The sequence below is a fragment of the Bacillus sp. cl95 genome (assembly GCF_900115925.1).
Taxonomy (GTDB): Bacteria; Bacillota; Bacilli; order Bacillales; family Cytobacillaceae; genus Neobacillus_A.
Genome location: NZ_FOYF01000003.1, coordinates 1 through 26,516 on the forward strand (window position 1 = coordinate 1; position 26,516 = coordinate 26,516).

Below are 26,516 nucleotides of genomic sequence, written 5' to 3' on the forward strand. Positions count from 1 at the left end.
AAAAGCGGTTCAGAATTCATCATGACATCATTATCGGTGAATCCAATAGGAATAGGAAAATTTTCCGCCCTTAAAAACTTCTTAATTTTTTGAATATGGTCCTGACCTAAAGAAATAGCATATTCAAAAATGCCTTTAATTTCTGGATCCTTTAGATGCTCTAACATATATTTATTGAAGCAAAGTCCTGCAGTGTCATTCAAATACTGTGTCCATAAAGCCGCAATCTCACCTGATGTCAGTTTGGGTTCACCATTCTGGGTATTCATTGCATTACACCTCCAAATCTTATTTTTCCCTTCAGTAAACCTTTTCATACCAATAAAAATGTTGCATTTCGGTCAGCATGGTGCTAAATGCAAGTTGATTACAAATGGCATGTTTAAGAAAAACTAAAAGTTTCGGAAGTCAGTACAGGCGACTCAAATTCTTTATTTATTCTCCATCAAGATCACATTTTAATTCAGTATGATAAGGAAGGAAGTCACCTTTTTTCTTTATTGTCCAGGAAAGATTGTGAAATATTGTACTTAAACTAACGGGGGCTTTACTTCCATAAGGAGTAAAGCCTTTTTCTTATTCGAGTAACGGGCAGTTTAGTTGATGAAACATGGCTTAGTTCAACATTCAAGAACCGGCTATTGCACGCCTTTGGTGCAATAGCCGAAAGCGAAAACCAATCGGAAAAGCAAATTGAATTGGTTCTCTTAAGGCATTACCTTTTTAAGGATTAATCGTATATTACAGCTTTTCCTTGTTCACGTAACTTTTTTAAAGATGCAAGCATATGATTTATTTCTTCATCGGAATGCCTTTCCCATGAACCTAATTCTGCTACTATTTTCAAAGGAGATTTAGACCTATAAGAACGTGTTGGGTTGCCAGGAAATCTTTTGTCAGTTAAGTTCGGATCATTTTCAAAATCACCTAATGGTTGTACAATAAAAATTCTTTCTTTTGAATTAGATGTTGCTAATTCAGCACCCCATTTAGCAGCATCCAATGTTGCAGTAAAGTATATATAGTTAGATTTTTTATCTTGGTAATTTGATAAGTGTAGTGGTTCTAATAAATCTCCAATTTTTAATTCTGCTTTAGTACCATGAAAAAAAGGACCATTATCTAAGAAATCTTTTTTGTCATTCATACTGATACCCCTCTTATATTTTTAGATTTGTGTATAACAGTATATTATTGGAATTACAAAAAGAGTAGTCTATAAATTATTTATTAATAGTTGTATAATGTAAGTAGAGAGAATGATATCGAACGACAATTAACCTATTTACGTTTTAATTTAGCTTCACCATTTTGGGTTGTTGCGGATTTTTGAACTGACATATGGTCTTATACTTGTAAGCAAGCAATAGGTGCGTTGATCCAGAAGGATTAACCGCCTTTTTTGTTGAATTCCTTATTAAATAAAAGATGCAGGATAGCTGAAGAAGGGATAATGGTTTAATAGAGAGGGATATGTATGCCTGTTATTAAGAATAGACAATTTATCAAAGCTCCCATTGAACTCTGTTTTGACCTGGCAAGGAACGTAGATATACATATTCAAACTACTTCTGAAACCAAGGAAAGAGCTGTTGGTGGTATTACAGAGGGATTATTGGAACAGGGTGATACAGTTACCTGGGAAGCAATTCACTTTGGGGTTAAACAAAGGCTGACTGCCAAAGTGACTATAATGGAAAAGCCTCATAAATTTGTCGATGTTATGGTAAAAGGAGCTTTTCAATCTTTTGTTCATACCCACCAGTTTTTCGAACAAACAGACGGAACAATAATGATCGATACATTCGAGTATAAGTCGCCACTTGGTATTATCGGGGTTGTAGCAGATAAGTTGTTTTTAGAGAAGTATATGAGTGTATTTATTGCCACTCGTGCAAAAGAATTGAAAAAGATTGCTGAGAATATAGCTTAACTTATTCCCTTTAGACAAACGGTTCAGTTTAGTTGAAGAAGGAACTGTAATGTTTTGGGTGATTTTGGTATCCTTACATTGATGTTTTGTTTGAAATGAGTGATAAAAGTGAATAATTTTATAATTGCTGGTAAAGAAGGATTCATACAAATTGAATTAAACGAAGTGTATGGTTTTCCTAATGAAACAAGTTATTTGGGTGGTTATGATGTTAAAGGCAAAATCGACATAAAGAGTGGAAATTATTATGTTAAAGATGCTGAAATATGGTTTTCAACTGGTCAGGTATATCAGTTCTTCATTCGGTTGAAGAAATGTTATAACGAATTAAAAGGTAGTGTTACCTTTTTAGAATCAGAGAATAATCTGAAAATCGAACTTAATTTTAATAGGCTTGGTCAGATAAACATTCAAGGATATTTTCAAGAAGTAGCACACCAAGAGAATATTCTACATTATGAGTTTGAAAGTGAACAAAGTTATTTAACCTCAACATTACGCCAGTTGAATAGTATTGTTGACGAGTACGGCGACTTAAAAGGTGAAAAATAAGATATTCCTTATTGTGCAACGGGGGCGTTGATCCAGAAGGCTTAACGCTATTTTTGTGGAATTATCTTATTAAACAAACGGGCAGTTTAGTGCAAGGAGGTTAAACGACAAATTTGTAGAATTATTTTTATAAAGGAATTGTAAAGGGGTATAGTGTTGTTTCAACAATGATGATTTAATAAAATTCTAATAGGGTAAGGGGGACTGTGATTCAAGTGAGTAAAGTTGATAAACAAAAAGAAAGATGGAATAGAATAAAATCCAAAGGAAAAAAAAGATATGTATTAAACATATTATTACTATATGTAGTTTTTTCATTACTACTTGCAACAGTTCAAGTGTTTGTGCTTAATAGAATACTCTTATCCTATATTCCGTATGTTATCTCATCATATATAATGTCCATAATAATATTTAGTTTATTGGGAGTATGGATTGGAAATAAAACTTGGAAAGCTAACACGAATAAGTTTTAAAAGTAGATTATGTTTACCTTAATCCCCTTGAAGGTATACATTGTGAAATAATGCACTTAAATTATAGGGTGCAACAGTTGAAGAACGAGTGCCAAGATATTGGTGTCTTTTTTTATTAAAATAAAGGGAAGTATAGTGGAAGAAGGTATTTGAATAAAAAAAATAATAAATAATTTTTTACAAATATTTTTTTTATTTGAGGTGTAATATGAAGTAACAAACGTTATTGAGTTTGTTGGTTCTGTCTGTTTTTATTATCATTTTTTTTTATTATAGTTGGGAACTTTTCTCTACAGATTGGTCATATTCTTTAGCAGGACTGCCTTCCATTATATTAATGTTGCTTTCTTGCTTATTAGGTATATTCATATTCTTACCATGGAAAGACACAGGGAAATAGTTTTTGATAATGTTCTTCTATAAGAAGGTTTTTAGTGTTGATAGTATGTGAAACATTGTTAAACTGTAGGGGGCTTAAGTGAAAGTGTGAGGTGGTTGTGGCGATCCCTTTTCCTGGTAAACTAAACTGTGCAGTTTAGTTTAATTACTTAGTTACACAAATAAATACCATTAAAGCTAGCAATATAACAAATGATATATAACGTAACATGGCTTGTAGCTTAGAAAGTTAGTTAGATAAATTACATAGCAAGGTTAACACTTTTAAGAAGGGATGATTTACAATGAAAAATTCACTAAAAGAAAAGGCTGTGTCGTTTTTACAACTGGTTGCGTCGGGGGAAGTGCGCGAAGCATACCGTAGGTACATTAGTCCGGATTTTCGCCATCATAATCCCTTTTTCCAGGGAGATGCTGACTCTCTTATGCTGGCAATGGAAGAGAACGCCGCCAAGAATCCTAACAAAATACTTGAAGTAAAACGTGTCATTGAAGAGGGGGATAATGTTGCGGTTCACTCCCATGTAAAACAAAAGCAAGATGACCTTGGGGTAGCAGTGGTCCATATCTTCCGCTTCCATAACAACTTCATTGTCGAATTATGGGATGTGGGTCAGCCCATACCGGAGAATTCTCCTAATGAAAATGGCGTGTTCTAATGTAGGATATTGTTGATGTAATGCTAAGGTTCCGTTGATCCAAGAGGATTAACGTTTATTTAATAAATATACCCTCATTAATTCCCTAGACTTTGTTTGACTTGCCAGTTGCTTTCCGGGAATACTTAAACACGAAAAAATGCATTTGCATTAATTGGTGTAAAGAGCCTTCCAATCCAATCATCAAAATAAAGAACATTATCTGAAGTTTGATGTATGGAGGTTATGACAAAGTTAAGGTTATTTTTGAATTTATTCGTGTTGGTGCAGTAGTAGATGGGATAGAGGGAGGAAGAGTATTCATTAGGAATTCTAGAATTAAGTCAAGATTAAGTGGATACTCTCAAGATTTTTACTAAGAACGTATAGATAAAATCTATACATCCTTAGTAATGTCATATTTTAATAACTTTTGTTTATCAAATATTTTTTCAAAAACAATTCCCGTTAAATAGTAAAATCCAAGGCCAAAGCAAATATGAATAAGTGTGAATTTGGAACCAAATGAAGTGAATTCATATACTAGAACGGGTAATTTCACTGTCGACCATGCGCCTAAGAAAAACACAATATATCGGATACTGGCTCCTTTTTTCAATAAAAGTACTGCAATTGGAAAGGCTATATAAAGAGGGCCCGCAGCCACCGTTGCTAATAATAGGGTGAAGATGATACCGTAAATACCTGAATTCTCACCCATATATCGAATCAGTGATTCCTTCTTTACCCACTGGTCTAATAAACCTACTAATAGAAATATAGGAGGAAGCAGAAATAGCATATCCAAAATACTTTTACTAGTTAAATGAACTGTTTTCACAGCAATTGATTGATTTACGAATGCGATAAGAAACAAACCTAATAATAATATCAAAAATAAACGATATCTTTTTATTTTTTTCATGTCATCACCATCCAAACAATTAATGCAAATAGAAGAGACATTATGATAGCTGAAGCATTACGAGCACATGCAAAACTTCGTCCAAATGTTTTTTGTTCCATGGATAAAGTAACAAGTCCTACAGACATTAATGTCGACATTAATACCGCTACCTGTGGAAGTGCAGCACCATTTTGAACTAATGTACGTCCGAGAGGAAAGACAACAAAGCTTGGAACTAAAGCAATTGAACCAAGTATTGTTGAATAAGTGATACCTAGTAATCCGGAATTTTCGCCAATAATTGAAGAAATAAGGGCCGGTGACAATAAAGACAATGTTAGCCCGACAAAAAGCATGATAGCTAATAAATCCGGTAAGACATTGCGAAACATCTTCCATGCATTTAATAAGGCTGCTTTTGTTTTGGATTTGTCTTTTATGAAGGATATAACTAAATAAATAGTGGCAATAAAATATAGTATTATTCCACTAATCATTTTTTTGAGGTCCCCATTCTTTATACTTCTCTATGAAAAACGATAAGTTTTTTATTTTTTCCTCTATATCCATATGAAAATCTTCTAATTTTCTTTTTCCTACTGCAGTGATTTTGTACATCCTTATCGGTTTATCTTGACTTGTTGTATCAAGATAAGACTCAATAGCTCCTTCTTGCTCTAATTTTTTTAGTGTGCGATATAATATCGCACTATCTATGGGGTTAATGGGGAGCTCTTCCTGACACTTTTGAAGAAGTTTTCCTCCATAGTTATCCCGCTCTGTTAAAAACAGCAATAGAAAAGCACCTGTATGTCTGCCAGAATGTTTCATGATATACCCTCCAATTTTAGTGTTCTACTGTTAATAACAGTATGCTGTTATTAACAGTAAAGTGTCAATTTTTCAGTTAATTTTATAAAATAATTAACCAGTACTTTATTAATATCAACTCAAAACAAAAAGCTACAATATACCTGAATTTATGTAGCTCATGTATATTCTTGAGAAGTGATTTAAATCGAAATGCCTTAAATCTTGAGAATCACTGTAATGATTTTTAAGGCAAAATTCTTCAAAAGCGCTTTTGTAACCTCTACAGGAAAATTATTAAATGTTCGACCCCTGTTTAGGTTCATAGATATTAGCTAAAGTATTTTTAGCTAAATGCAATTCATCGTGGGTCCAACGAAAAAGACCTAATCAAGATATTGCTATATATTGGTCAAGAGATAATGTAGGTGATAGCAATGAGGAAATGGTGGCAAAGTTAAAAATAAGGGGATTTAATTGTTACATCATAATGAACGTGAAGTGGGATTAACAGGAATCTCTCTTTTGAATATACAATGGTCTGAATCAAATCGCGTGTAAAATAAGAATTCAACCCCTATACTATAAGGGAACAAAGTAATGGAGGGATAAAATATGCATATTGAAATGTGGACCGACTTTGCTTGACCATTCTGCTATATTGGCAAAAGGCGTCTGGAGGACGCCATTAAGCAGATTAACCATCCGATTGAAGTTGAAGTCACTTATAGATGCTTCGAGTTGGATCCAACGATGGAACGGGATATAAATGAAAATATTTACGAAAAATTGGCTAAGAAATATGGGATGAGTTTAGCTCAAGCAAAGGCAAATGCTCAAAACGTGGTGCAAATGGCAAAAGAAGCTGGGTTGGATTTTCAAATGGACACCTTAGTTTTAACCAACACATTCGATGCACACCGTTTGACGATGTATGCTAAAACGCAAGGATTAATGAAAGAGATGACAGAACGAATTTTGCGTGCGCATTTCACCGAATCCAAACATATTGGAAAGCATGAGACATTAACGGAGTTGGCAGTAGAAGTAGGCTTGAACCGGGAAGCTGTCCAACAGATGCTTTCAAGTGATGAAATGGCTGACGTCGTTCGTGCAGATGAGCAAACTGCCCAACAGTATCGTATAACAGGTGTTCCATTCTACCTGATCAATAAAAAATATGCCCTTACTGGTGCACAACCAACAGAGGTTTTTGTACAGGCACTGCAAAAAATCATCGCAGAGGATGAAATCACCGTTCTAAATGAACAAGACGGAGTCATATGTGATGACAATGGATGTGAAATTCCTGAAAAGTAGTGCGGTTGAAGGATTGAATAAATTGTATAATGTAACTCCACAAGCAAATTTTTTGTTTTGACTGAAATTAATTAGATTTGCTTGTTTCAGCGGATAACATACTTTAGATTAGGAAAACATCAGAGCTGCCATATGGCGGCTCTCTTTTTACATTAGGCTAGGTTAGATTTCGGAAAAAAGATAACTCAAAATTCCAACTATTATCAAGGAATTTGTTAATATATAAATAAATATATTCCTTCCATAACCTGTGTCGATAGAAAGGAGTGAATTTAATGAAACACTTAGAAAAGAATCAATCTGCATACTTCCTGCTCGTTCTTGCCAATGTAATTTGGGGAGGGAATTTTGTAATTGGAAGAGTAGGGACAGAGTATTTTCCTCCTATCACATTTTCAATTTTGAGATGGTCAGTTGCTTTTTTATTTTTGACTCCTTTTATGGTCAAGCCTATGCTTAAAGACTTCAAAGTTCTTTGGAGACACAAATGGATTGTCCTTTTACTAAGTGTCACTGGAGTTGCCGGATATAACACGATCATTTATTTTTCATTGAACTTCACAACATCCATAAATGCATCCATTGTGAACTCAACCACGCCTTTGTTCATTGCCATTTTTTCATTTTTTATGTTAAAAGAAAGACTTTCATTGTTACAGGGAACAGGTTTATTATTATCAGTAATAGGAATTGTTTTCATTCTTTCAAAAGGATCATTTGAAACATTGCAGGGGTTCAAGTTCAATCCTGGGGATTTATTTGTTTTGGTTGCTGTTGTAAACTGGAGCATTTATTCTATTGTAATAAAGAAGAACTCTAAAAACTTGCCAGCATTCTCTACGTTGTATGCCACTTCATTTGTTGGGATTCTCATTCTATTCCCATTAAGTCTACTAGAAATCATGCAGACTGACGCAGCGGTCATTTTTAATCCGGAAAGCTTATTGATCCTAGGTTATGTTGGCTTCTTTGCTTCTATCGTTGCTTTCATTTCCTGGAATACAGGCGTTTCTAAAATCGGAGCCGCAAAATCAGGTATCTTTATTAATTTGCTTCCGGTATTTGCAACCCTTTTTGCTACGATTTTTACAAAAGAAGATTTATTATGGTACCAAATTGCCGGGGGAGTCATTGTCCTTTTGGGTGTAGTGCTATCCTCACAAAAAAACAGGGCAGTTGAGGAGCGGAGTGAAAGTAAGGTCAGTGCATAATTAACGAAAGTCACATTGGGTATGTAATAACCCTAAATGGGAGTAAGGGTAAACGAATCAAGATTTACTTGAAAGATACGTGCGGAGGTGGGATATATGAAAGGTGCATTAACATTATTTATTGGTTTGCTTTTCTTTTTTTCATTAACAGGGTGCATCGCAGAGGATTATGATTTTACTCCTCCTACTGTTACCCTTTCAAACACCGATAGTGTCCAATCAGTAGATTTAGAAGAAGTAAATATTGATTGGAGAGGAGAAAATGGTGAACAAATTGAAAAACATACGGAAAATATTCTAGCATTTGCAAGAGAACGGAAACAATTGAACTTTAGTTCTGGGCAACAGGTTGATTTACTGTTTGACAGTGAAGACTTTGTTGTTGAAGAATTAAGTGTTTCAGTATGGAAGAATGATGAGAAAGTAAAATTGAATCTAAATGATTATCGTTCCTTTTATTTTCCAAAAGATAAAGGTGTGTACGTGATTGACGTAGAACTTCGTACGGATAGAGGAAGTGCTCAATATGTGGGGAATGTTGTCATCAAGTGATACGAAAAAAATGCTTAACTCAATAAATCCAAATTAGAAACATGAGCTGAAGATGTTATTAACATCCAAAAGAATATGGTATGCCAATAAGAGACGATAAATAGGAAAAAGGTTCAGAAATTGGGAATTCTGAACCTTTTTCCTATTTTTCATTAATTTTCAGCCAATTGATTTAGTTTATATATTTCCCGAGCCATAGATTCTAAGATATAGACAACAGGTACTTGTGTAGTAATATTAGATTCTTCGAAAAATTCTTCTGTTACGTAATAGGGAATGTTTATATCCGAGATTTTTGCAACGGTGGAGAGTTTATTGTTTGTGATACTAACGATTTTACTTCCTTCTTGCTTAAGTTGGTTAAGATGAGTGACGGTAAAATGATTTTCTCCTGAGACAGATAAAGCAATGGTTACGCTATTATGTCGTAGTTTAGAGTGAATAGGAAAGTGAGGATCTTTAATATATAACGAAAATTTACCTAAGCTTGAAAAATATCTTGCACCATATTCAGCAAGAATTCCGGAGCTTCCGATTCCAATAAAAATAACATTATCTGCCTTTGTTACGAGACTTGCAGCCTCTTTCATTTTTTCTTCCAAATCACCTTTTAAAGATCTCTCAAAAAATTCGACTACAGATTGTTGAGAACTTTTTATAAGCGTCTTCTTACTCTCTTTTAAGTCCAATTTAAGCTTTACTTTAAATTCGGAAAAACCCTCACAATTTAGTTTTCTGCAAAACCGCAAGATGGTTGCTGTTGATACATGAGTTTCATCTGCAAGTTCACGAATTCGCATGTAAGCCACTTTATCTTTGTTTTGACTTATATAGTTATATAAAGAAGTTTCTAATTCATTAAAAGAAGCGATTATTTCGTTTGAAAACATCGATTCACTTTCTCCTTCAGCTGAAAAGTTGATAACCACATTTTAACACAATTTTTTTAGCGAAACATAGTGTTACATTCGTGAAACAAATACCTTTTTTGGGTAATAAAAACTAGATACCCTTCATTCATTTACTAAGCTCCTAAACGTAGTATGATTCTTCTATAGTCTTTGTGTGTATTTAAACAAGTAGAGAAGTTAATAAATTTACAGGATAAACAAATATTAATGATGGAATAAATTTCTGGAGGTAAACCCAATGAAAAGTTATCATTTCCCTGAAGGTTTTTTATGGGGAGGGGCTACTGCTGCCAATCAAATTGAAGGTGGATTTAATGAAGGGAATAAGGGATTAAATATTGCAGACGTTCTTCCAGGTGGAAAAGAGCGGTATGATATATTAATGAATCCAGGTTTTGATTTTGAAATCCAAAGTGATCAACACTACTATCCCAATCATGAAGCGATTGATTTCTATCATCGGTATAAGGAAGATATAGCATTATTTGCAGAAATGGGCTTCAAGGCTTTCCGCATGTCGATTGCCTGGACTCGAATTTTTCCAAATGGAGATGAGTTAGAGGCAAATGAAGAAGGACTGGCTTTTTACGATCGTGTTTTTGATGAATTGCTTAAGCATGGGATTGAACCAGTCGTAACCATTTCTCACTATGAAATGCCCCTACATTTAGTAAAAGAATATGGCGGTTGGCGAAACCGTCAAGTAGTGACGTTCTTTGAAAGATATGTAAAAACGATTTTCAAGCGTTATAAAAATAAAGTGAAGCTGTGGATGACTTTTAATGAGATAAATAGCAGCTTGGTGATGCCGATTCAAGGTCTTGGTTTTTCAATTCAAAAAGAAGAAGATAAATACCAGCCTACATTTCAAGCATACCATCATCAATTTGTTGCAAGCGCCATTGCGGTAAAAGCTTGTCATGAAATCATTCCGAACTCCCAAATTGGATGTATGATTCTATTTGCGCCTGTATATTCCTTTGACAGCAATCCAGAAAACGTCATGTATGCTCTTCAGGAAGAACAGCTTTTCAATTATTTCTGTGCGGATGTGCAAGTACGAGGTGAGTATCCAGCTTATATGAAGAGATACTTTAATGAGCATCGTATCGAATTGGAGATTCAAGATGGTGACCTAGACTTAATAAAGAAAGGCACTGTAGATTATATTGGATTTAGTTATTATATGTCCCGGACAGAGAAGAATGTGAAGACAGATGCGGATGCGACACAAGGTAATATTATCGGAGGAATAAGAAATCCGTTCTTAGAAGCAAGCGACTGGGGTTGGGAAATTGACCCAGTAGGACTACGTATTAGCTTAAATAAATTATATGATCGCTACCAGAAGCCACTATTTGTTGTTGAAAATGGGCTAGGAGCTTATGACAGAATAGAAGAAGATGGCACGATCAATGATGACTATCGAATTGACTATCTTCGAGAGCATATTAAGGCAATGGGCGAGTCAATTGAAGATGGTGTCGAATTAATGGGCTATACAAGCTGGGGCTGCATTGATATGGTGAGTATGTCGACAGGTGAGTTCTCCAAACGTTATGGGTATATTTATGTTAATAAACATGACGATGGCAGTGGAACGTTAGAAAGGAGAAAGAAGAAGTCTTTTTTCTGGTATAAAGACGTCATTGCAACCAATGGAGAAAAATTATGAGATTCTTTCAATAGTTGCATGGCAACCTTCTTCTTTAAACAAATAAACAGACCATCCAAAATGATGGTCTGTTTATTAAGCTTTATATAATGAACATCATATGGCAGGGGAATCTCAAGTTTTAATCAATTTCATGAGAACGAAAGCAGCTGTCCTATCAATCTTTCATCCTATGAAAAAGTTGATTGTGTATTTCACCTTTTGAGGTGATGGTTAGTAGTCCAATATTGTTTTGTGTATCAATCAGTGACCCTTTTGTCACAGGATGGTAGGTGATAGCGTCAGTCCATCTAGTCGGAAGCTCTTGTGGGTCTCCGTTCAGAATATGATAATCCTTCGTACAAAAACGATGAATGGAGTCTTTCTTCCTTCTGAATTCATTGCGCATTAGGAAAGTCTTTATTAACAATCCACCAATACCTGAATAACTTATATTTTTGGTAGGGCTACTCGTAAACTGATGGATTTTCAGAAGTTCACCATTTGAAAATGTAATATTCGCAGAAACAGCGGATGCAGAATGAACATCACCAGAAAGGATGATACAGTATTCGGGGTTCCAACTCCCAATTTGCTGAAGAAAAGTGGTAAATCCCTTACCGTTGTATTTCCAGGCCTCGAAGTCGAGAATATTTTGCATGTCGATGCCGATTGTCCTTAGTGGGTAAACATATCGATCCAATACCGTTTCAATGAGACCCAGTCCATAAACGGGGGCTGGTGAAACGACAATTAGAGGAGTATTGTGTTTAAACCCCGCTTCCAAAAGTAGACGGTGTACATTTTCCCAGGCTTGAGGTTTTAACAGGTGCGGACTTGCCACGGTTTCTTCTATTTTACCGCCTATCATAATGGGGCGAGGATTCCATTCGTAAAGACGCTGTGTCCTTGTATCAAGAAAAACAGTGGGTGGATTAGTTGGAGCAACAAAATGCCAATTTTCATATTCCCAAAGAACTTTCGTCCACGTTTCACGGTCCTTTGTCGTTTCCTCTGCCTCATGAAATTCTTTCACTGTGTGAAAAAAATCATCCTCAAATACCTCTGGATTATTTCCCCAACCTTGGAACATCCAGTAGGCGTCGAGTCCATTTGACACAACATGTCTTCCAAGCGGAGAATCCCATACCTTCTTTTTCCAGTCATGAGAGAGGTTCCAATCGTCTGTGATGTCATGATCGTCAAAAATCATATAGACAGGTATATTAGCGAAGAGTCTGCGAACTTTATATGTATCAAGCTGGAAAGTGATGAGAGATTCTTGCTGATGCTCGAAGCGTTTCTGAAGCTGAAGCTTTTCAAGTTTATGTTTTTTATGGAAGGGTGTTACGTCAGGGAAAACAAAATAGATTTCCTTGTTGATCATGGCATCATTGAATGAAGATTGTATTCCAAGCTTTCTGGAGATTTCCCAAAGCTGAGGTCCCCAACTAAGCAAATACATGACGGCAAATTCGCTCCACCTCATCAAGTGATTGCTTGAATGAGTAGAGGTGAATTCACATAAGTGCTCCATGATGAATGACCGACCATTTATTTGTTCGAGCGATTTTCTAAACGGTTGGAGGGAAAGACGTTCGTCTAATTCAGTGAGGTCTTCTTTATCTCCAATGATTGCTTTTGAGTAGAATCGAATGAGTTGAAACAGCGGATCCGCTACATCGTCCGCATAAATTTGATCCCCCATGAGGAATAACGCTTCGGGTCTTTTGGAAAGATCATTGTGATATTGTTCTAAAAGGAAATCAACGTTCGGCAGTGTATCTTCGCCTTCTCCATGCGGCTTTCGACAAGAACCATAAGAAATGTGATGTTGATTCGAACGTTTATCCTTAATGAAGAAGGAAGGATAGGGAAGTTGCCCATAAACGATACTTCGCTCGATCGCTGGATTCAACAACCCCAGTGTACCTAAATCAAAATGACGTTCTTTTTCATAAAAATGGAGATTGTAACCTAGTAAGTGATTTGTGGGAAAGGGCTTCTCTTTTGGTTTCAATGTAAGCAGGTGGATGAAAAGATTTTTCCCAGCTGAAATCGATTTTGCTTCTGTAACAGTGGCGATCTCATGAGGTTCGTCATGATTGACCTCATTAAGAAGTTTATATAATTGTCCCTTAATGTTGACTGGCCGACTTGTTGCTATCCATATCGTTATAGCCGATATATCGGTCCTTCTAATAATCGGCCCTGATAGGATTAATGGGAAAATGATGGATTCCATGTTACACCTCAGTTGTCTTTTGCCATCATTTTATTCGGGCATTGTTCATCATATGAGGAAACGGTAGAAAAAAGAGGCACTTTTACAAGAAATAGCATATAATGATTCTTGCGTTTATTTTTTTTAACAAGGAGTAACACTCATGTACGAAACGTTTACTTTACGACAAAAAATTAAGCAAATCCTATTTCTTTTGATCCCCATTCTGATTACTCAACTTGGGATGTTTTCCATGGTATTTTTCAATACGATTATGTCAGGCAAGTATAACGCTTCGGATTTAGCGGGAGTTGCGATTGGTTCCTCCATTTGGTCGCCCATTTTTACAGGGCTAAGCGGAATCCTTTTAGCGGTATCTCCTATCGCTGCACAGCGTTTTGGTGAAAAGAAGATAAAAGAAGTGTCTTCGGTTTTGACACATGGAATCTACCTGGCATTATTGATTGGTGTTTTGGTAATAGGAGCGGGCGCTCTATTCCTAAATCCACTATTAGATTCAATGAAGTTGGCCCCAAGTGTGAGGGAAACTGCACATGACTTCTTGGTAGGACTAAGCTACGGAATTATCCCATTATTCATTTTCAATGCACTAAGGTCGTTCATATATGCATTAGGAAAAACAAGGGTAGTCATGGTCGTCTTACTCTTAGCACTACCGGTTAACTTTTTCCTCAATTATGTTTTAATTTTTGGAAAGTGGGGCTTTCCTGAGTTAGGGGGTGGGGGAGCTGGTTATGCAACATCGTTCACATACTTTGTGATTGCTGGTATTACAGCCTATATCGTTATGACAAAAGAGCCATTTGTGAATTACGTTCAACTGAAGCAATTTAAGGTCTTCAAGTGGACGGAGTGCCGTGAAATTCTAAAGATTGGCGTACCGATGGGATTATCCGTCTTTTGTGAAACGAGTATTTTTGCCCTTGTAACCATTCTCATGAGCGCATTTAGTATTACGACGATTGCCGCTTATCAATCTGCATTAAATATTGTCGCATTCATTTACATGATTCCAATGAGCATTTCGATGGCGCAAACGGTTTTGGTTGGTTTTGAAGTGGGAGCCAAGCGGTATAAGGATGCGAAAACGTATAGCTGGCTCGGAATTGGATTGTCAGTATTAATCGGAGGAGTATCTGGTCTATTGATCGTCCTCTTTAAGGAAGAAGTAGCGGGATTATATTCAAACGACCCTGAGGTAATTATATTAACAGCACAATTTCTAATCTTTGGATTGTTCTTCCAGATTGCAGATGCCATCCAAGTCACTGCACTTGGCGCATTGAGAGGTTATAAAGATGTAAACATTCCTTTTGTAATGACATTATTTGCTTATTGGCTAATTTGTTTGCCAGTCGGTTATTTCCTTGCACATAAGACGGACTTAGGGGCAACGGGTTATTGGATCGGTTTAACAGTTGGACTTGTGGCAGCGGGAATTGCACTCGCATGGCGGCTCATTCATATCCAAAAGCATAAATTTGCTGCTGTTGAAATGAAAGAAGTAGTTTGATTATGAAGAAATGGCACTCAAACTTTGTTTGAGTGTCTTTATTTTGTTTTTGTTTAAAGGACGTGGGCTGGGCTGGTATGGTGTGATGCAAGATTCTTGTGTATTTTCACAAGATTCTGCATGAGTTTCTCTCATAATATAGGTTGGAACGATTAGGGGAAGGTGGTTGTTCAGAACGGGATGCCTTATGAGAAAAGGGTAGATCTTAGGAAAGATGCTTTCACTAGGAATATTATATTTTCCAAGGTAACTGAGTCTAGTATGGTACACATGGTGGACTCCTAAAGGGACTCTTGAATCAAAACTTCCCCTTTAGGATGAAATACATTCATTTTCTAGGCCAATACAAAGTAAAATGCTATTATTCGGAGTTGCCATATTGGCAGCTGTTTTTATACTATGCTCTTGATAGGAACACTTCCAGAATCATTTGAAAAGCTTAGAGTTCTTTTGTCTAACCGTGATGTAGTTGTAAAACGACTCGTTAGTTCTATCAATCAATTAAATTATTGATTCGATTTTTGTCTTCTCATCCATTGGGTAGCAACCCATTTTTCTCCAGTTCTCACTGGCGCTCCACCATGTAAAGTTAATTCGTTTATGTTTTGATCGGTATAGAAATATTCGAAATACACCGCCATTCCCTTTTGTGGGGATACTGAAAAATTTAGTTTAGGAAAAAATGTTTCTCCTCCATGCTCCACATCATTTAAGTACATGACGATTGTGCTAATTCTATTATTTTTTGTTGCTTTACTTGAAGATGTAAAAAAATCAAAATGAGCTTTATACTCTTGGCCAGGAGTATATTTAAGAATTTGAATGCCATCCCCATGCTCAATCGGTATATTCATGATAGATGATATTCTTTTTTCAATTCTGGTAATAATGTCATTTTCATTTTCTTGAAAATGCATACTACTACTCGTTCTTATATCATTTACTTTGTGTGTAATGCCAATTTTAGAACGATGCAATTTGTCTTTTGACATTCTAATAAGTTCGTCACATTCTTCGTCACTCAAAACATTTCCCAAAATTGCGACTAGTGGTTCTTCTAATCTAGCAATGATATTAATTTCTCTATCTTCTGTTTTGATTTTATTTCCAATGTGATTGAAAATTGTTTGTTCTTTACAAATTGTTTTTTCAGTATCCATTGTCAACTTTACCGACTCCTAAAAAGATTTAATTTTCTGAATAATTATGTTATTTTGTTTGTTCAAGCAATTGTCTTTCATAATTATATCATGAAAGTCCTTTGATTGTTCCTTATTCAGTGAACGGGGATGTTGATCAGAGCAGGATAAATTCTCTTTTTTGTTGAAGTAAACTAGAAAGATAGATCATTTGCAGATGAATGGAGGGATGAATGGAGGAATCCAATAATGGTAAATGAGCTAAATAGGGTAGATGTACCATGCGTTTTGGGTAAGGGAATCATCTATAACCCTGATAAACAAGGGAGATAGTCAATTTTAATTTTATGAAAATAATCATAATTTAACAGGAAAGTTAGAAGGGGCGACTATTTATGGATTTTTACAGATTTCTAAAGGAAATGAATTATATCTTAGACTTTCAAAATAACACCCCTCACTAGAAAGGGGTGTAATCAACATTAGGTGTATATTTATTGGCAGCGTTCCAAAGGAGGAAGTCATGTATTCCTTCTGACCGCAAACCGTTAATCTGATCTTCTATTTCCTTTTTGCCGTAAACTTTGTAGTTTCCGTTACCGAGCCAACTTGCTGTGAAATCTTGAATCCACGGACGGGATTGTGGTCGATTGCGAACTGCTTGGAGTCGTTTATTTTCAAGTTTTGCATATTCTTTTACCAATCGGTAAGGCTCTTTATCTGGCTTCTGGATGCCAAACATCGGACTCCAGTGGCTAGGGTAAATCATGGCTGAAATCACGTCTACGTGTTGTGAGATCTTTGAAAAATTTTGACCAATACCTCTTGCCTCTGGAATGACGGTTGCATTGCCAAAAACATCAACGGACACTTTTACATGATAAGGTTTTAATTTTTCAGAAGCGTATTTAACAAAAGAGGTAACCGCTGCAATTCGGCTTTGTCCACCATCAGTGCGTGCGTTAGTGAATTCCCCATCCGAATAGGTCAAACTGCTTTCAAACCTCTCGAACTTCTCAGGAAATCTCACATAATCAAATTGAATTTCCTTAAAGCCAGCTTTCGCCGCTTCAATAGCAACTCCGACATTGTATTCCCAAACATTTTTTAAAAAGGGATTCGTAAAAGAATCTCCACGAGCATTTTTCCAAACAGAGGTATTCGTCTTAAAAGACAAACTAGGGTTTGACCGAGCCAGAACATTATCCTTAAACACAACAACTCGGGCAATGGAATAGATTTGATTTTGATTAAGTGTTTGAATGAGTTTGTTCACATCCCGGATATAAGGATGGCTCATTCCGTGATAGGGTGAATGTTTAGCGGGTACAAAAGTTAAATTCCCATGATCATCTTTGACATCGATGACCATCGCATTCAAATCCGTTTTCTTCACGAGTGAAAGCAGATCGTTGAAATAAGGGTCACGAGTATGTGAAGCCGTTACATAAATGCCTCTCACTGGTTCGTGTGTTGAAGTGGTCTCCGCGTTTATTTCATAAACCGGATTTGTAAAGAACGTGAAAATGGTCATTAAGATCAGGATTAATAGATGTTTCATAGTTATACCACCCAATTTTTGTTTTTCTTATCTTGCGCATGGAGAATGGAAACCATTCTTTTTTTAAAGGCTGTTTTCTCATAAATTGTTTCTTCTCCGATTAAAGCAACAACACGTATAAATTCTTATTTCGTGCTCTTTTCCTAAATATGAAGTTCTAAACGCTAATTTCCTAGTGGTTTGGAGGTCTAGATGATTGAATCGATACGATGCAAATTTTTAAATGTACAAAATAATGATTTTGAAGATGTAAAAAAATTATATATGAATCCACGGGTAAGAGAGTTTTTAGGAGGTACGGTAACAGAAAAAGTATTCTTAGATGGTTTCAAGGATATGTTGGAGAACAAAAGCAGAATGTACCATTGGTGTGTCAGGCTGAAAGAAACGAATGCGTTCATTGGTTTGGTTTCATTAAATGAACACCATGATGGGGATAGAATGGAAATTTCCTATCAGATCCTTCCTGATTACTGGGGACAAGGCTTAGCAACCGAATTGGTTAAACGATTGATTAGATATACAGGTGAAGAGTTGAAATGGAGAGAATTGATTGCGGAAACACAAGCGGCAAATAGGGCATCTTGTCAGGTCCTACTTAACGCTGGAATGAAATTCGAACAAAGTTTGAATAGGTTTGGTGCGATACAAAACATCTATCATATTCATACAACCACACATCATGAATAATTTGCTGGTGTAATTTTGTTTTAAATGAATTAGTTGGTATTTCATATTTGTAAACAGATATTTCAAAAAAAGTTTGACAAATTTGTGAACGGAGATAAAATTATCTTAAAGGGGATGAAACGATGAATACAAATCAAGCAAAACCTTTAAAGATGATTAAAAATGTAACCGTTATCTTTTGGCTTTTTGGAATGGCTTTATTTTTATACGGATTTACTGAGAGCGGTATTAGGCAAGACTACACCTTCGCAGTTAGTTTAAGCATAATGGTGTCAGCCATCTTAACCTTGGGATTTTGCGTGTTCATCCAAATGATGGAAGAAGTGAGCGGGAAAAATCGCCAGGTGCGCAGTCAATCTTCATTTGTATATAAAAAATCTCAACAAATTGTATAGGAATACAATCAAGCAGTGACTTTCTAAAAAGAGCACTGCTTTTTATTTGGGGAGGATTCGAATCGTGAAACATGCACTTGTAGTAGGCGGGACAGGAATGTTGGCAGATGTAGTGGAATGGCTTGCAAAGAATGGATACTTCGTTTCTGTGATCGGTCGTGATGCTCGTAAAATGAACCAACTTTTGCATAAGAATTCTCGAATTAAGCCTATTCTTGTTAACTATCGAAACGAAGAAGATTTGCAAGAGAAATTAGATCTAGCCATTCAACAAGATGGAGCTTTCGATTTGATTGTGGCTTGGGTAAGGAGCGACGCGCAAAGAGCTTTGGAAGCGATTATGGTTCAAAATTCTGGTTATCTAAAGGAATGGAAGTTGAGACATGTATTAAATAGCGGTCGTGATGCAGCTGATGTACGTGCGAATTTAGAAATTCCCGAGTTATGTCATTACAGTCAGGTACAGCTAGGGTTCATGATAGAAAATGAAAGCTCACGTTGGTTAACAAATGAGGAAATTAGTTCTGGTGTAATCAAAGCGATACAATTGAATCAACCGTATCATTTGGTTGGTGTAATGGAGCCAGTCGAAAAAAGACCATAATATAACTAATATATTTCACCCTGATGACAAGCTCACCATAATTGATAAACATTGTAACTCTATCGAAAAATTCTCGTAATCTTTCATTGATATAATGGTAATAGAAGAAATACTTTACTTTTATAATAGAGAATGTTGATAGGGGGCGGGTTTGTGGAATCTTACATTCAAAAATCGCTAGAAGAGTGGAAACAGGAAATCTCGGAACTGTTAAGCGCAATCGATGAAGAATATGATAAGGTAAAACAGGAACTGAAATTGTACATGTATAAGTATGGGATTACGAAGCAAGTCATTCAATCGACGGTAAATGAAGAGTTGATTGAGAATATTCGCGATCTTTACCATCGTCCGTTCGAAGAAAAGTACCATGAATTAAAGGAAGAAATCAAGGATTTAGATGAAAAGCGCAAAGTATTCCAAATGTTCGTAAACAAAATTGAAGAAGTAAGTCGTAAGGAAGATAATAAACAACCATACATACCTAATGTTCTGCAAACAAATTGAAACTATTAAAACGGTATCTCTTAATGGGGATACCGTTTTTCGTTGCATTCAAATATGCTACTATGTGCTTAGTACGTGTTATGGGAGGACTCATGAAAAAGTTCAAGAAAGTTATGAAGAAGATCTCTATTTTTTTATTGGTACTTATCATATTTATTTTCTTAAATAATACTTCCATGTTTACGAAAGAAAGTACAGATAAACCACTATTATTTGCACACAGGGGCGTTTCACAAACTTTTTCAATGGAAGGAATTACAGGAGAAACTTGTACGGCCGAACGAATTTACGAGCCAGAACATCCCTATATTGAAAATACGATCCCGTCCATGGAGGCTGCATTTGAGGCGGGAGCTGATATCGTCGAACTCGACATACATCCGACAAAGGATGGAAAGTTCGCTGTATTTCACGACTGGACGCTTGAGTGTAGAACAGAAGGAAAAGGTGTGACTAGGGATTTTACCATGGCTGAATTAAAGAAATTGGATGTTGGTTACGGATACACGGCAGACAACGGTAAAACGTTTCCTTTTAGAGGTAAAGGTGTGGGACTGATGCCTGAGTTAGATGAAGTATTAACTCATTTTCCGAATAAGTCGTTGCTGATTCATGTTAAAAGCGATGATCCAGAGGAAGGTAAACTATTGGCAGCTTATTTAAAGAAATTTACTGAAACAGAGCTAGCTTATTTTTCTGTTTATGGTGGAGACCAACCGATTGCCACTTTGAAAAAAGAATTGCCACAAATTCGAGTGATGTCAAAAGAAACAATGAAAAGTTGTTTAATTCCATACCTTGCTGTTGGTTGGACAGGATACGTACCGAACGCTTATAAAAACACTCAGCTCCATATTCCTGAAAAAATTGGCCCGTGGTTATGGGGATGGTGGATGGTCAGGAAAATTTCTTGAACGAATGGAATCAGTAGGAACAAGGACTATCATAGTGGCAGGAGATGGCGGGTTTTCTGAAGGCTTTGATAAAAAGGAAGATTTAGAACGATTGCCGGAAGAGTTTGACGGTATCATTTGGACAAACCGGATGGATGTCATTGCTCCATTGTTGAAAGATAAATAAAATCAATCTTTGAGTTTCAAAATAGCGATGATACCGTTCAATAGGTAAAATATGTTAAAGTATAAACATCGCAATTATTATTGGAGGTGATGTGCTTGTCTCTGAAAGAGGATTTATTGAAATTAGATTTGAGTGATGAAAACTTCTTGGAACTTGATAGTTTGTTAAGAAGAATGGTGGACCAAATTGGCTCTCCAGATTCTGAATTACGTGACAAGCTTATTTACGGTACATTTTGTAAGCTAATAAACGACGGTTATTTAACTGAAAGTCAACTATCGAATTTGTTAGTAACTCTGTTAGATGACCAACATCTATTCTTCAAAATTGGTGAAAAAGATACAGATTCAGTTTTTACAAGATCATTTTCTGCATCAGTTATTGCATTAATTCTGTATAAAGATCGTGAACAACAAAGCCTGTCTGACATCTTAATTAAACAAGCAATTGAAAGTGGTCTGACATATCTTCAAAATGAAGTTGATACTAGAGGGCATGTTGAAGGTAAAGGGTGGGCTCACGCAGTGGCACATGGCGCAGATCTTTTAGATGAGGCCATTCGCCATCCTTTATTTCACATGGATATGGCAGAGAAAAGCCTCCGAACAATTGAAAAATGTCTTACGAATGGACAAGCATACTTTAATGAAGAAGATGAACGATTAATCACTCCTATTGAAGCTCTGTTAGAAATAGGACTAAATGATAGTTTATTATCAAACTGGTTAATCGGCATATCGCTTAAACTAGCAGAAATTAGAAAAGAGGAAGGGTTCAGCATTTTCTACTTCAGGAAGAAAACCACATTCAATTCCTTCATAAAGACTTTGTATTTCAGGTTGAAATATAGGAATATCGGTACCGAAATAAGGGGAACGATCGAAAACATACTAAAAGAGGATTATAGAAAGGTTTATGGATAAGTCCGATTTGAGGTGTAAAGATGTGAGGGAAGAATCCGAGATAGATTTTGAGTATATAGACTATTTAGCCCAAGGAAATTCTCGACAGGTTGAAGTTTATCAACTTCTAATCAAAATGAATGTCATGGAGATATTAAGAGATTTTGATCCTATTTTAGTAGGGACTATTCCTATTGATATAGATATCCTTGAAAGTGATATTGACATCATTTGCGAAGTGCATGACTTTAAAGGGTTTAAAAAACTAGTAGAATCCCATTTTCATTTAGCTAGTGATTTCAAAATATTAAGTGAAATGGTTAATGGAATCCAATCCATAACAATTAATTTTAAGATTGATGATTGGCCGATTGAAATATTTGCACAAGCTATTCCAACAATCCATCAAAATGGCTACAAACATATGAAAATCGAGCACCAAATCTTAAATCTTCTCGATGAAGATGAAAAGAAATATATCAGGCATCTTAGGGCTAACGGGTTAAAAACGGAACCAGCTTTTGCAACATTCTTAGAAATAGAAGGCGATCCTTATCAAGAATTGTTGAAAATGTATGATTGGGATGATGTGAGGTTACGTGAGTTTCTATCAATTAGGATCGCTAATAAAAAATAGGGGCTTTCAGATGTCTAGAAGTCATGATAGTTTTATTGATTTGGAGTTGTAAATTCGATATTCCTCGCCTTTGCTTGTGCAGGATAAGATTCGGCAATACCTCCGCTTATCCAAATGACAACTTCTTTACCTTCTTGATATCTTGAAATGTTATCAAATGCACTTAGTGTTATCCAAATTAACCCGTCTTCTTGGCTTTTGATCAAAATCCTTCTTCCTTCGGTGTCAATTTCTTTAATGATACCGATAGTGTCAAAAGCACCCTTGCCAATGTCATCTTCTTGGTCACTTGAACCGATGAATCCAAGCAATACGATGAATAGAAAAGCAATTAGAATAAAAGTTTTTCTCATGATTCATTCTCCTTATTTTAATCATTTGCTCTGTTAAACTACATTTAAGTTAAAAATTACAGGAGTCCGCTCTCTTTGCGCAGGAATTTAAAAAGAGCCTATGATATAAAAATATAGACGGATTAAAATCACTTAAGTTTCAATTATCATTGTTTGAAAAGAGGAGCTCCCTTGGTTTGGTCATAATAATAGTAACTGCAAATACAGGAGGAAATAAATTGAAGAAAAAAATCGTTTTCATTCCCTTAATCATCATTTTAGTAGTAGCTTACGGTGTCTATTGGGCATTTTTTGACATGAATCGGTTACCGAAGGGCGATTATCAGACAAGAGCAGATTCCCCAGATGGGACTTATACAGTAAAAGCATATGTTTCAAACGGTGGAGCTACAACAGATTATGCCGTTCGTGGGGAACTTATCTTTAATAAGGAGAATAGAAGGGCTAAAAATATTTATTGGAATTATCACGAAGAGTATGCGCAAATTGAATGGAAGGATGAAGATACAGTTGTTATTAATGGGCATGAATTAACGGTTCCACAGGATACATACGACTTCAGACGAGACTGAGAATTGCTTGTTTAATATTGAGAGGAAAAGTGGGGAGTATACATGAACTTTTCACCCCCCAGGACAGAGGGAAATCGCTTCTAATAAAATGTGATTTAGAAAATTTAACACTTGTTTGGCAGCATTTTGCGTAACCTACTTATCACCAATGGCGGTCGGATCTTGCTCAATGACTTTTTATTAAGCGTGGGAATTATCTTCAGATAAAATCGAATTGTAACCTACTCTTGATAGTGATGAATATAAACAGAAAAATGATCCCTTGGATATCAGTATTGACTTGCAAACGAATGATTTTCTAGTATCACTCAAGAAATTTCCAATTAGTAAAAAAACGATTATATGATGACCTACGTGAATAATTCAGTTTAAGGGAAAGACAGTAGGTACTCGTGGGAAAATAAACTTGTTACTTTAGCATATGAAAATGAATTAGAAAAGAAAAAAGACCTTCACGCGAATGTCTTTTTTCTTTTATTGACTAATATTGCATTCTTAAAGCCTTTTTAGGAACACATAGCTAGTTTTGTCATAGTTCATCTTTTCTTCATAAAAACGATGGGCATCCACACGTTGCAACCCAGATGAAAGCGAAACAATATCATAACCATTTTTCTTTGCCCATTTTTCAACATAGTTTAGAAGGGCAGCACCATGTCCATTTGATCGGATATTTGCATCGGTCACCAGGTCGCTGACCCAAATGAATTTGCCATTGTATAAGGTGATCATGGGCATAAAGCCAATAAGGCAACGATGTTTTCATTTTCAAATAGTGCAGCCATCTTATAATCTTCCTTATTTGTTGCTTCTTCAACTAACTGAAGATAACTTGCCTCATCTAAATGAGTCCTCAATTGATTCATCACTGGAAATGCCTTTTTCCATTCTTCTTGACTATTCAACTCACGTATGGAAATTGTCTTTTGCTCCGTCACTTTTCAACCATTCCTTATTTATAAATTATATAATAATTTCATCTTAAACTGGAGTAGTCAATATGTCAGCTTTTTCTGATTTTGAGCAAAGGAAAGAAGGATTTCTATAGGAGGAGGTAGAAAAGGACTTCTATAATGTTCTTCACAATTAATAAAAGAGTTGAAGGTGATTACATGATTAAATATATGGGAACCCCTACAATAGAAACCGAGCGCTTAATATTAAGAAAATTAGATCTCACTGATGCAAAAAGTGTATATGATCATTGGCTTTCGGACGAGAGGGTAATGGACAATCTCATTAAAGGTGCACACAAGTCAATTTCTGAGACAAACATGAGGGTTGCTGAGATTGTCAGTAATTATGAAAAACAAGATTTTTGCTATTGGGGAATTCAATTGAAAGAAAGTGGCGTACTAATAGGTTGTATTGATTTCTACAATTTTGACATGCTGACGGAAAACTGTAACGTGGGCTATTCACTCGGATTTCACTGGTGGAACAAAGGGTATGGCACTGAAGCTTTGAAAGCAATCGTAGAATTTGGCTTTAAGCAAATGAATATTCACAAGATATCTGCTGCACATAACACAGATAATCCAGCCTCTGGAGTCATCATGGCTAAAGTAGGGATGAAACAAGAAGGAACCATCAAGCATATGATTCGAAACGCTAAGAAACTGTATAAGGACTGTGCGGTTTATGGGCTTCTCCATGAGGACTATATCAAAAACAATGACAATATCCAATCAAACATTCTTAAAATTGTATTTTAACAATTCGAAAGGAAGCAAAGTCTTATTCGAAGATATTTGGTTGGGAGATTGCGACGTTAGAATGGGGTTTTATTACAAAAAGGAGAAAAAAGTCATGTATGAACTTAAAACAAAAGAAACAGATAGCAGTGTCATTGAATTTATTGAATCGGTCGACAACCCGAAAAAACGAGAAGATGCTTATAAACTTTTGGACATTTTTACTGAGGTTACGGGTTTTGAAGCGAAGATGTGGGGACCTAGTATCATTGGCTTCGGATCGTATCATTATAAATACGCCTCTGGACATGAAGGTGATGCACCACTCGTTGGCTTCTCACCGCGCAAGGCAAAAATCAGTCTGTATTTTGCACCAGGTGAACCGAAAAGGGAAGAATTATTACAGCAGTTCGGGAAATATACAACGGGAAAAGCCTGTGTATATATCAACAAGATAGCGGACATTGATGTGGAAGTATTGAAAGAATTAATCTTACAATCCATTAAATTTCTGAAGGAAACTTATCCTGATTAATGATAAAGAGAATTAATTTTTAGGCAATGCTTTAAAAGTAACAAATCTAAAGTAATGATTGGTTAAAATTTTGGTTAATAGGGCAGTCCTTTAGCTTGTTCCAAAAGAAGTGTTCAAACTTAGTAGATTTATATTTATACATTACGTTAATTAATACGAAAATAATTGTAAGGACACACGGTAAAATAAGGATCTTATGGTGAGGTGATTCTATGAATATAGGTAGCGAATATTTAAAAACAGTTATCCAACGATTTATGGATGCTAAAGTTACCGCTGAAAAAGCCTTAGAACAATTAACCGAAAGCGAATTATTTTGGGCTCCGAATGAAGAGTCTAATAGTGTCGCGATCTTTGTGAAACATATGAGTGGTAATATGGTTTCTCGGTGGACTGATTTCCTTACAACAGATGGAGAAAAACCCTACCGAAATCGAGATGATGAATTTGTGGGAGATATTCAAACCAAAGAACAGATAATGGAACTGTGGGAATTTGGCTGGGATACCTTTTTTGACGCATTGAATCGTATTGAAGATGAACAACTCTTAAAAATAATAACCATCCGAAATGAACCCCATTCAGTTATCGAAGCTATTGAACGCCAAATGTACCACTATTCTTATCATATTGGGCAAATAATTTATGCAGCAAAAATTTTAAAATCAGGTTATTGGAAGACATTAACTATCCCTCGTAAAAAATAAATAATGGATACTTTTTCTA

Annotated in this window: 28 protein-coding genes and 2 pseudogenes; 19 read left to right on the forward strand and 11 right to left on the reverse strand. The window is 35.8% G+C overall.

Annotated features, from left to right (window positions below):
- Together BMZ31_RS08965 and arr are read right to left on the reverse strand one after the other, a co-directional pair.
- Positions 1–269: DUF3231 family protein (locus BMZ31_RS08965; protein ID WP_175478055.1), on the reverse strand; the 269-nt coding region annotated here is incomplete at its 3' end.
- A gap of 461 nt (positions 270–730) precedes the next feature.
- Positions 731–1,147, reverse strand: a complete 417-nt coding sequence (arr, locus tag BMZ31_RS08970; protein ID WP_090831417.1) for an NAD(+)--rifampin ADP-ribosyltransferase — start codon at positions 1,145–1,147, stop codon at positions 731–733.
- A gap of 330 nt (positions 1,148–1,477) precedes the next feature.
- On the opposite strand from arr, the gene BMZ31_RS08975 reads away from it, so the two are divergent.
- The 3 genes from BMZ31_RS08975 to BMZ31_RS08990 all read left to right on the forward strand — a co-directional run bounded on the left by BMZ31_RS08975 (position 1,478) and on the right by BMZ31_RS08990 (position 4,019).
- Positions 1,478–1,933, forward strand: coding sequence for an SRPBCC family protein (locus BMZ31_RS08975; protein WP_090831418.1), 456 nt, complete (start codon positions 1,478–1,480; stop codon positions 1,931–1,933).
- Between the two features lie 108 nt (positions 1,934–2,041).
- Positions 2,042–2,485: a WapI family immunity protein gene (locus BMZ31_RS08980; RefSeq protein WP_090831419.1), complete on the forward strand. Its 444-nt coding sequence runs from the start codon at positions 2,042–2,044 to the stop codon at positions 2,483–2,485.
- Between the two features lie 1,159 nt (positions 2,486–3,644).
- Positions 3,645–4,019 (forward strand): nuclear transport factor 2 family protein, encoded by a 375-nt coding sequence (locus tag BMZ31_RS08990; RefSeq protein WP_090831421.1) that lies wholly within the window; start codon positions 3,645–3,647, stop codon positions 4,017–4,019.
- Positions 4,020–4,395: 376 nt separating this feature from the next.
- On the opposite strand, the gene BMZ31_RS08995 is transcribed toward BMZ31_RS08990, so the two are convergent.
- Genes BMZ31_RS08995 through BMZ31_RS09005 form a run of 3 tightly spaced genes read right to left on the reverse strand, consistent with a single transcriptional unit; the run spans position 4,396 to position 5,736 of the window.
- Positions 4,396–4,923, reverse strand: coding sequence for a permease (locus tag BMZ31_RS08995; protein WP_090831422.1), 528 nt, complete (start codon positions 4,921–4,923; stop codon positions 4,396–4,398).
- A complete protein-coding gene (locus tag BMZ31_RS09000; RefSeq protein WP_090831423.1) occupies positions 4,920–5,402 on the reverse strand; it encodes a hypothetical protein in 483 nt (160 codons plus the stop codon). Before BMZ31_RS09000 ends, BMZ31_RS08995 begins: the two co-directional genes overlap by 4 nt.
- Positions 5,395–5,736 carry a PadR family transcriptional regulator gene (locus tag BMZ31_RS09005; protein ID WP_090831424.1) on the reverse strand — a complete coding sequence of 114 codons (342 nt, stop codon included), beginning with the start codon at positions 5,734–5,736 and terminating at the stop codon, positions 5,395–5,397. Before BMZ31_RS09005 ends, BMZ31_RS09000 begins: the two co-directional genes overlap by 8 nt.
- A gap of 639 nt (positions 5,737–6,375) precedes the next feature.
- Between BMZ31_RS09005 and BMZ31_RS09010 the strand changes: the two genes are divergently transcribed.
- The 3 genes from BMZ31_RS09010 to BMZ31_RS09020 all read left to right on the forward strand — a co-directional run bounded on the left by BMZ31_RS09010 (position 6,376) and on the right by BMZ31_RS09020 (position 8,798).
- Positions 6,376–7,035, forward strand: a complete 660-nt coding sequence (locus BMZ31_RS09010) for a DsbA family oxidoreductase (protein ID WP_302846848.1) — start codon at positions 6,376–6,378, stop codon at positions 7,033–7,035.
- Positions 7,036–7,310: 275 nt separating this feature from the next.
- On the forward strand, positions 7,311–8,246 hold the full coding sequence (locus BMZ31_RS09015) for a DMT family transporter (RefSeq protein WP_090831426.1): 936 nt from the start codon (positions 7,311–7,313) through the stop codon (positions 8,244–8,246).
- A gap of 96 nt (positions 8,247–8,342) precedes the next feature.
- Entirely contained in the window at positions 8,343–8,798 is a 456-nt protein-coding gene (locus BMZ31_RS09020; protein WP_090831427.1) for a hypothetical protein, read from the forward strand.
- Between the two features lie 152 nt (positions 8,799–8,950).
- On the opposite strand, the gene BMZ31_RS09025 is transcribed toward BMZ31_RS09020, so the two are convergent.
- On the reverse strand, positions 8,951–9,688 hold the full coding sequence (locus BMZ31_RS09025) for a MurR/RpiR family transcriptional regulator (RefSeq protein WP_090831428.1): 738 nt from the start codon (positions 9,686–9,688) through the stop codon (positions 8,951–8,953).
- Positions 9,689–9,947: 259 nt separating this feature from the next.
- Here BMZ31_RS09025 and BMZ31_RS09030 point away from each other — a divergent pair, with 259 nt between their 5' ends.
- The gene (locus BMZ31_RS09030; RefSeq protein ID WP_090831429.1) at positions 9,948–11,384 is read left to right on the forward strand and encodes a glycoside hydrolase family 1 protein; all 1,437 of its coding nucleotides are present in this window, start codon (positions 9,948–9,950) and stop codon (positions 11,382–11,384) included.
- 157 nt (positions 11,385–11,541) lie between these two features.
- On the opposite strand, the gene BMZ31_RS09035 is transcribed toward BMZ31_RS09030, so the two are convergent.
- Positions 11,542–13,608, reverse strand: a complete 2,067-nt coding sequence (locus tag BMZ31_RS09035) for a metallophosphoesterase family protein (protein ID WP_090831430.1) — start codon at positions 13,606–13,608, stop codon at positions 11,542–11,544.
- Between the two features lie 142 nt (positions 13,609–13,750).
- Here BMZ31_RS09035 and BMZ31_RS09040 point away from each other — a divergent pair, with 142 nt between their 5' ends.
- Positions 13,751–15,121, forward strand: coding sequence for an MATE family efflux transporter (locus BMZ31_RS09040; protein WP_090831431.1), 1,371 nt, complete (start codon positions 13,751–13,753; stop codon positions 15,119–15,121).
- 506 nt (positions 15,122–15,627) lie between these two features.
- Here the strand turns inward: BMZ31_RS09040 and BMZ31_RS09045 are convergent.
- Positions 15,628–16,281 (reverse strand): 2OG-Fe(II) oxygenase, encoded by a 654-nt coding sequence (locus BMZ31_RS09045; RefSeq protein ID WP_090831985.1) that lies wholly within the window; start codon positions 16,279–16,281, stop codon positions 15,628–15,630.
- 439 nt (positions 16,282–16,720) lie between these two features.
- On the reverse strand, positions 16,721–17,821 hold the full coding sequence (locus BMZ31_RS09050) for a putative glycoside hydrolase (RefSeq protein ID WP_090831432.1): 1,101 nt from the start codon (positions 17,819–17,821) through the stop codon (positions 16,721–16,723).
- 192 nt (positions 17,822–18,013) lie between these two features.
- Between BMZ31_RS09050 and BMZ31_RS09055 the strand changes: the two genes are divergently transcribed.
- From BMZ31_RS09055 to BMZ31_RS09085, 7 genes and pseudogenes are all read left to right on the forward strand, one after another.
- On the forward strand, positions 18,014–18,511 hold the full coding sequence (locus BMZ31_RS09055) for a GNAT family N-acetyltransferase (protein ID WP_090831433.1): 498 nt from the start codon (positions 18,014–18,016) through the stop codon (positions 18,509–18,511).
- Between the two features lie 122 nt (positions 18,512–18,633).
- Positions 18,634–18,906, forward strand: a complete 273-nt coding sequence (locus tag BMZ31_RS09060; protein ID WP_090831434.1) for a hypothetical protein — start codon at positions 18,634–18,636, stop codon at positions 18,904–18,906.
- A gap of 64 nt (positions 18,907–18,970) precedes the next feature.
- On the forward strand, positions 18,971–19,510 hold the full coding sequence (locus BMZ31_RS09065; RefSeq protein WP_254778710.1) for a short-chain dehydrogenase: 540 nt from the start codon (positions 18,971–18,973) through the stop codon (positions 19,508–19,510).
- Positions 19,511–19,663: 153 nt separating this feature from the next.
- Positions 19,664–20,017: a hypothetical protein gene (locus tag BMZ31_RS09070; protein WP_254778712.1), complete on the forward strand. Its 354-nt coding sequence runs from the start codon at positions 19,664–19,666 to the stop codon at positions 20,015–20,017.
- Positions 20,018–20,109: 92 nt separating this feature from the next.
- A pseudogene (locus BMZ31_RS09075) lies at positions 20,110–21,097 on the forward strand (glycerophosphodiester phosphodiesterase family protein).
- 95 nt (positions 21,098–21,192) lie between these two features.
- Positions 21,193–22,020, forward strand: coding sequence for a DUF2785 domain-containing protein (locus BMZ31_RS09080; RefSeq protein WP_175478056.1), 828 nt, complete (start codon positions 21,193–21,195; stop codon positions 22,018–22,020).
- On the forward strand, positions 22,013–22,636 hold the full coding sequence (locus BMZ31_RS09085; RefSeq protein ID WP_090831437.1) for a DUF4269 domain-containing protein: 624 nt from the start codon (positions 22,013–22,015) through the stop codon (positions 22,634–22,636). Before BMZ31_RS09080 ends, BMZ31_RS09085 begins: the two co-directional genes overlap by 8 nt.
- A gap of 32 nt (positions 22,637–22,668) precedes the next feature.
- Here the strand turns inward: BMZ31_RS09085 and BMZ31_RS09090 are convergent, their stop codons facing one another.
- Positions 22,669–22,989, reverse strand: coding sequence for a DUF3221 domain-containing protein (locus tag BMZ31_RS09090; RefSeq protein ID WP_090831438.1), 321 nt, complete (start codon positions 22,987–22,989; stop codon positions 22,669–22,671).
- 218 nt (positions 22,990–23,207) lie between these two features.
- Here BMZ31_RS09090 and BMZ31_RS09095 point away from each other — a divergent pair, with 218 nt between their 5' ends.
- Entirely contained in the window at positions 23,208–23,561 is a 354-nt protein-coding gene (locus tag BMZ31_RS09095) for a DUF5412 domain-containing protein (protein ID WP_254778714.1), read from the forward strand.
- 495 nt (positions 23,562–24,056) lie between these two features.
- Here the strand turns inward: BMZ31_RS09095 and BMZ31_RS09100 are convergent.
- Positions 24,057–24,427, reverse strand: a pseudogene (locus BMZ31_RS09100) (GNAT family N-acetyltransferase).
- 246 nt (positions 24,428–24,673) lie between these two features.
- Here BMZ31_RS09100 and BMZ31_RS09105 point away from each other — a divergent pair.
- The 3 genes from BMZ31_RS09105 (at position 24,674) to BMZ31_RS09115 (ending at position 26,497) form a co-directional block, all read left to right on the forward strand.
- Positions 24,674–25,276, forward strand: coding sequence for a GNAT family N-acetyltransferase (locus tag BMZ31_RS09105; protein ID WP_090831988.1), 603 nt, complete (start codon positions 24,674–24,676; stop codon positions 25,274–25,276).
- A 94-nt stretch (positions 25,277–25,370) separates the two neighbouring features.
- On the forward strand, positions 25,371–25,790 hold the full coding sequence (locus BMZ31_RS09110) for a DUF1801 domain-containing protein (protein WP_090831989.1): 420 nt from the start codon (positions 25,371–25,373) through the stop codon (positions 25,788–25,790).
- Positions 25,791–26,002: 212 nt separating this feature from the next.
- Positions 26,003–26,497: a DUF1572 family protein gene (locus tag BMZ31_RS09115; RefSeq protein WP_090831439.1), complete on the forward strand. Its 495-nt coding sequence runs from the start codon at positions 26,003–26,005 to the stop codon at positions 26,495–26,497.
- Positions 26,498–26,516: the final 19 nt, after the last annotated feature.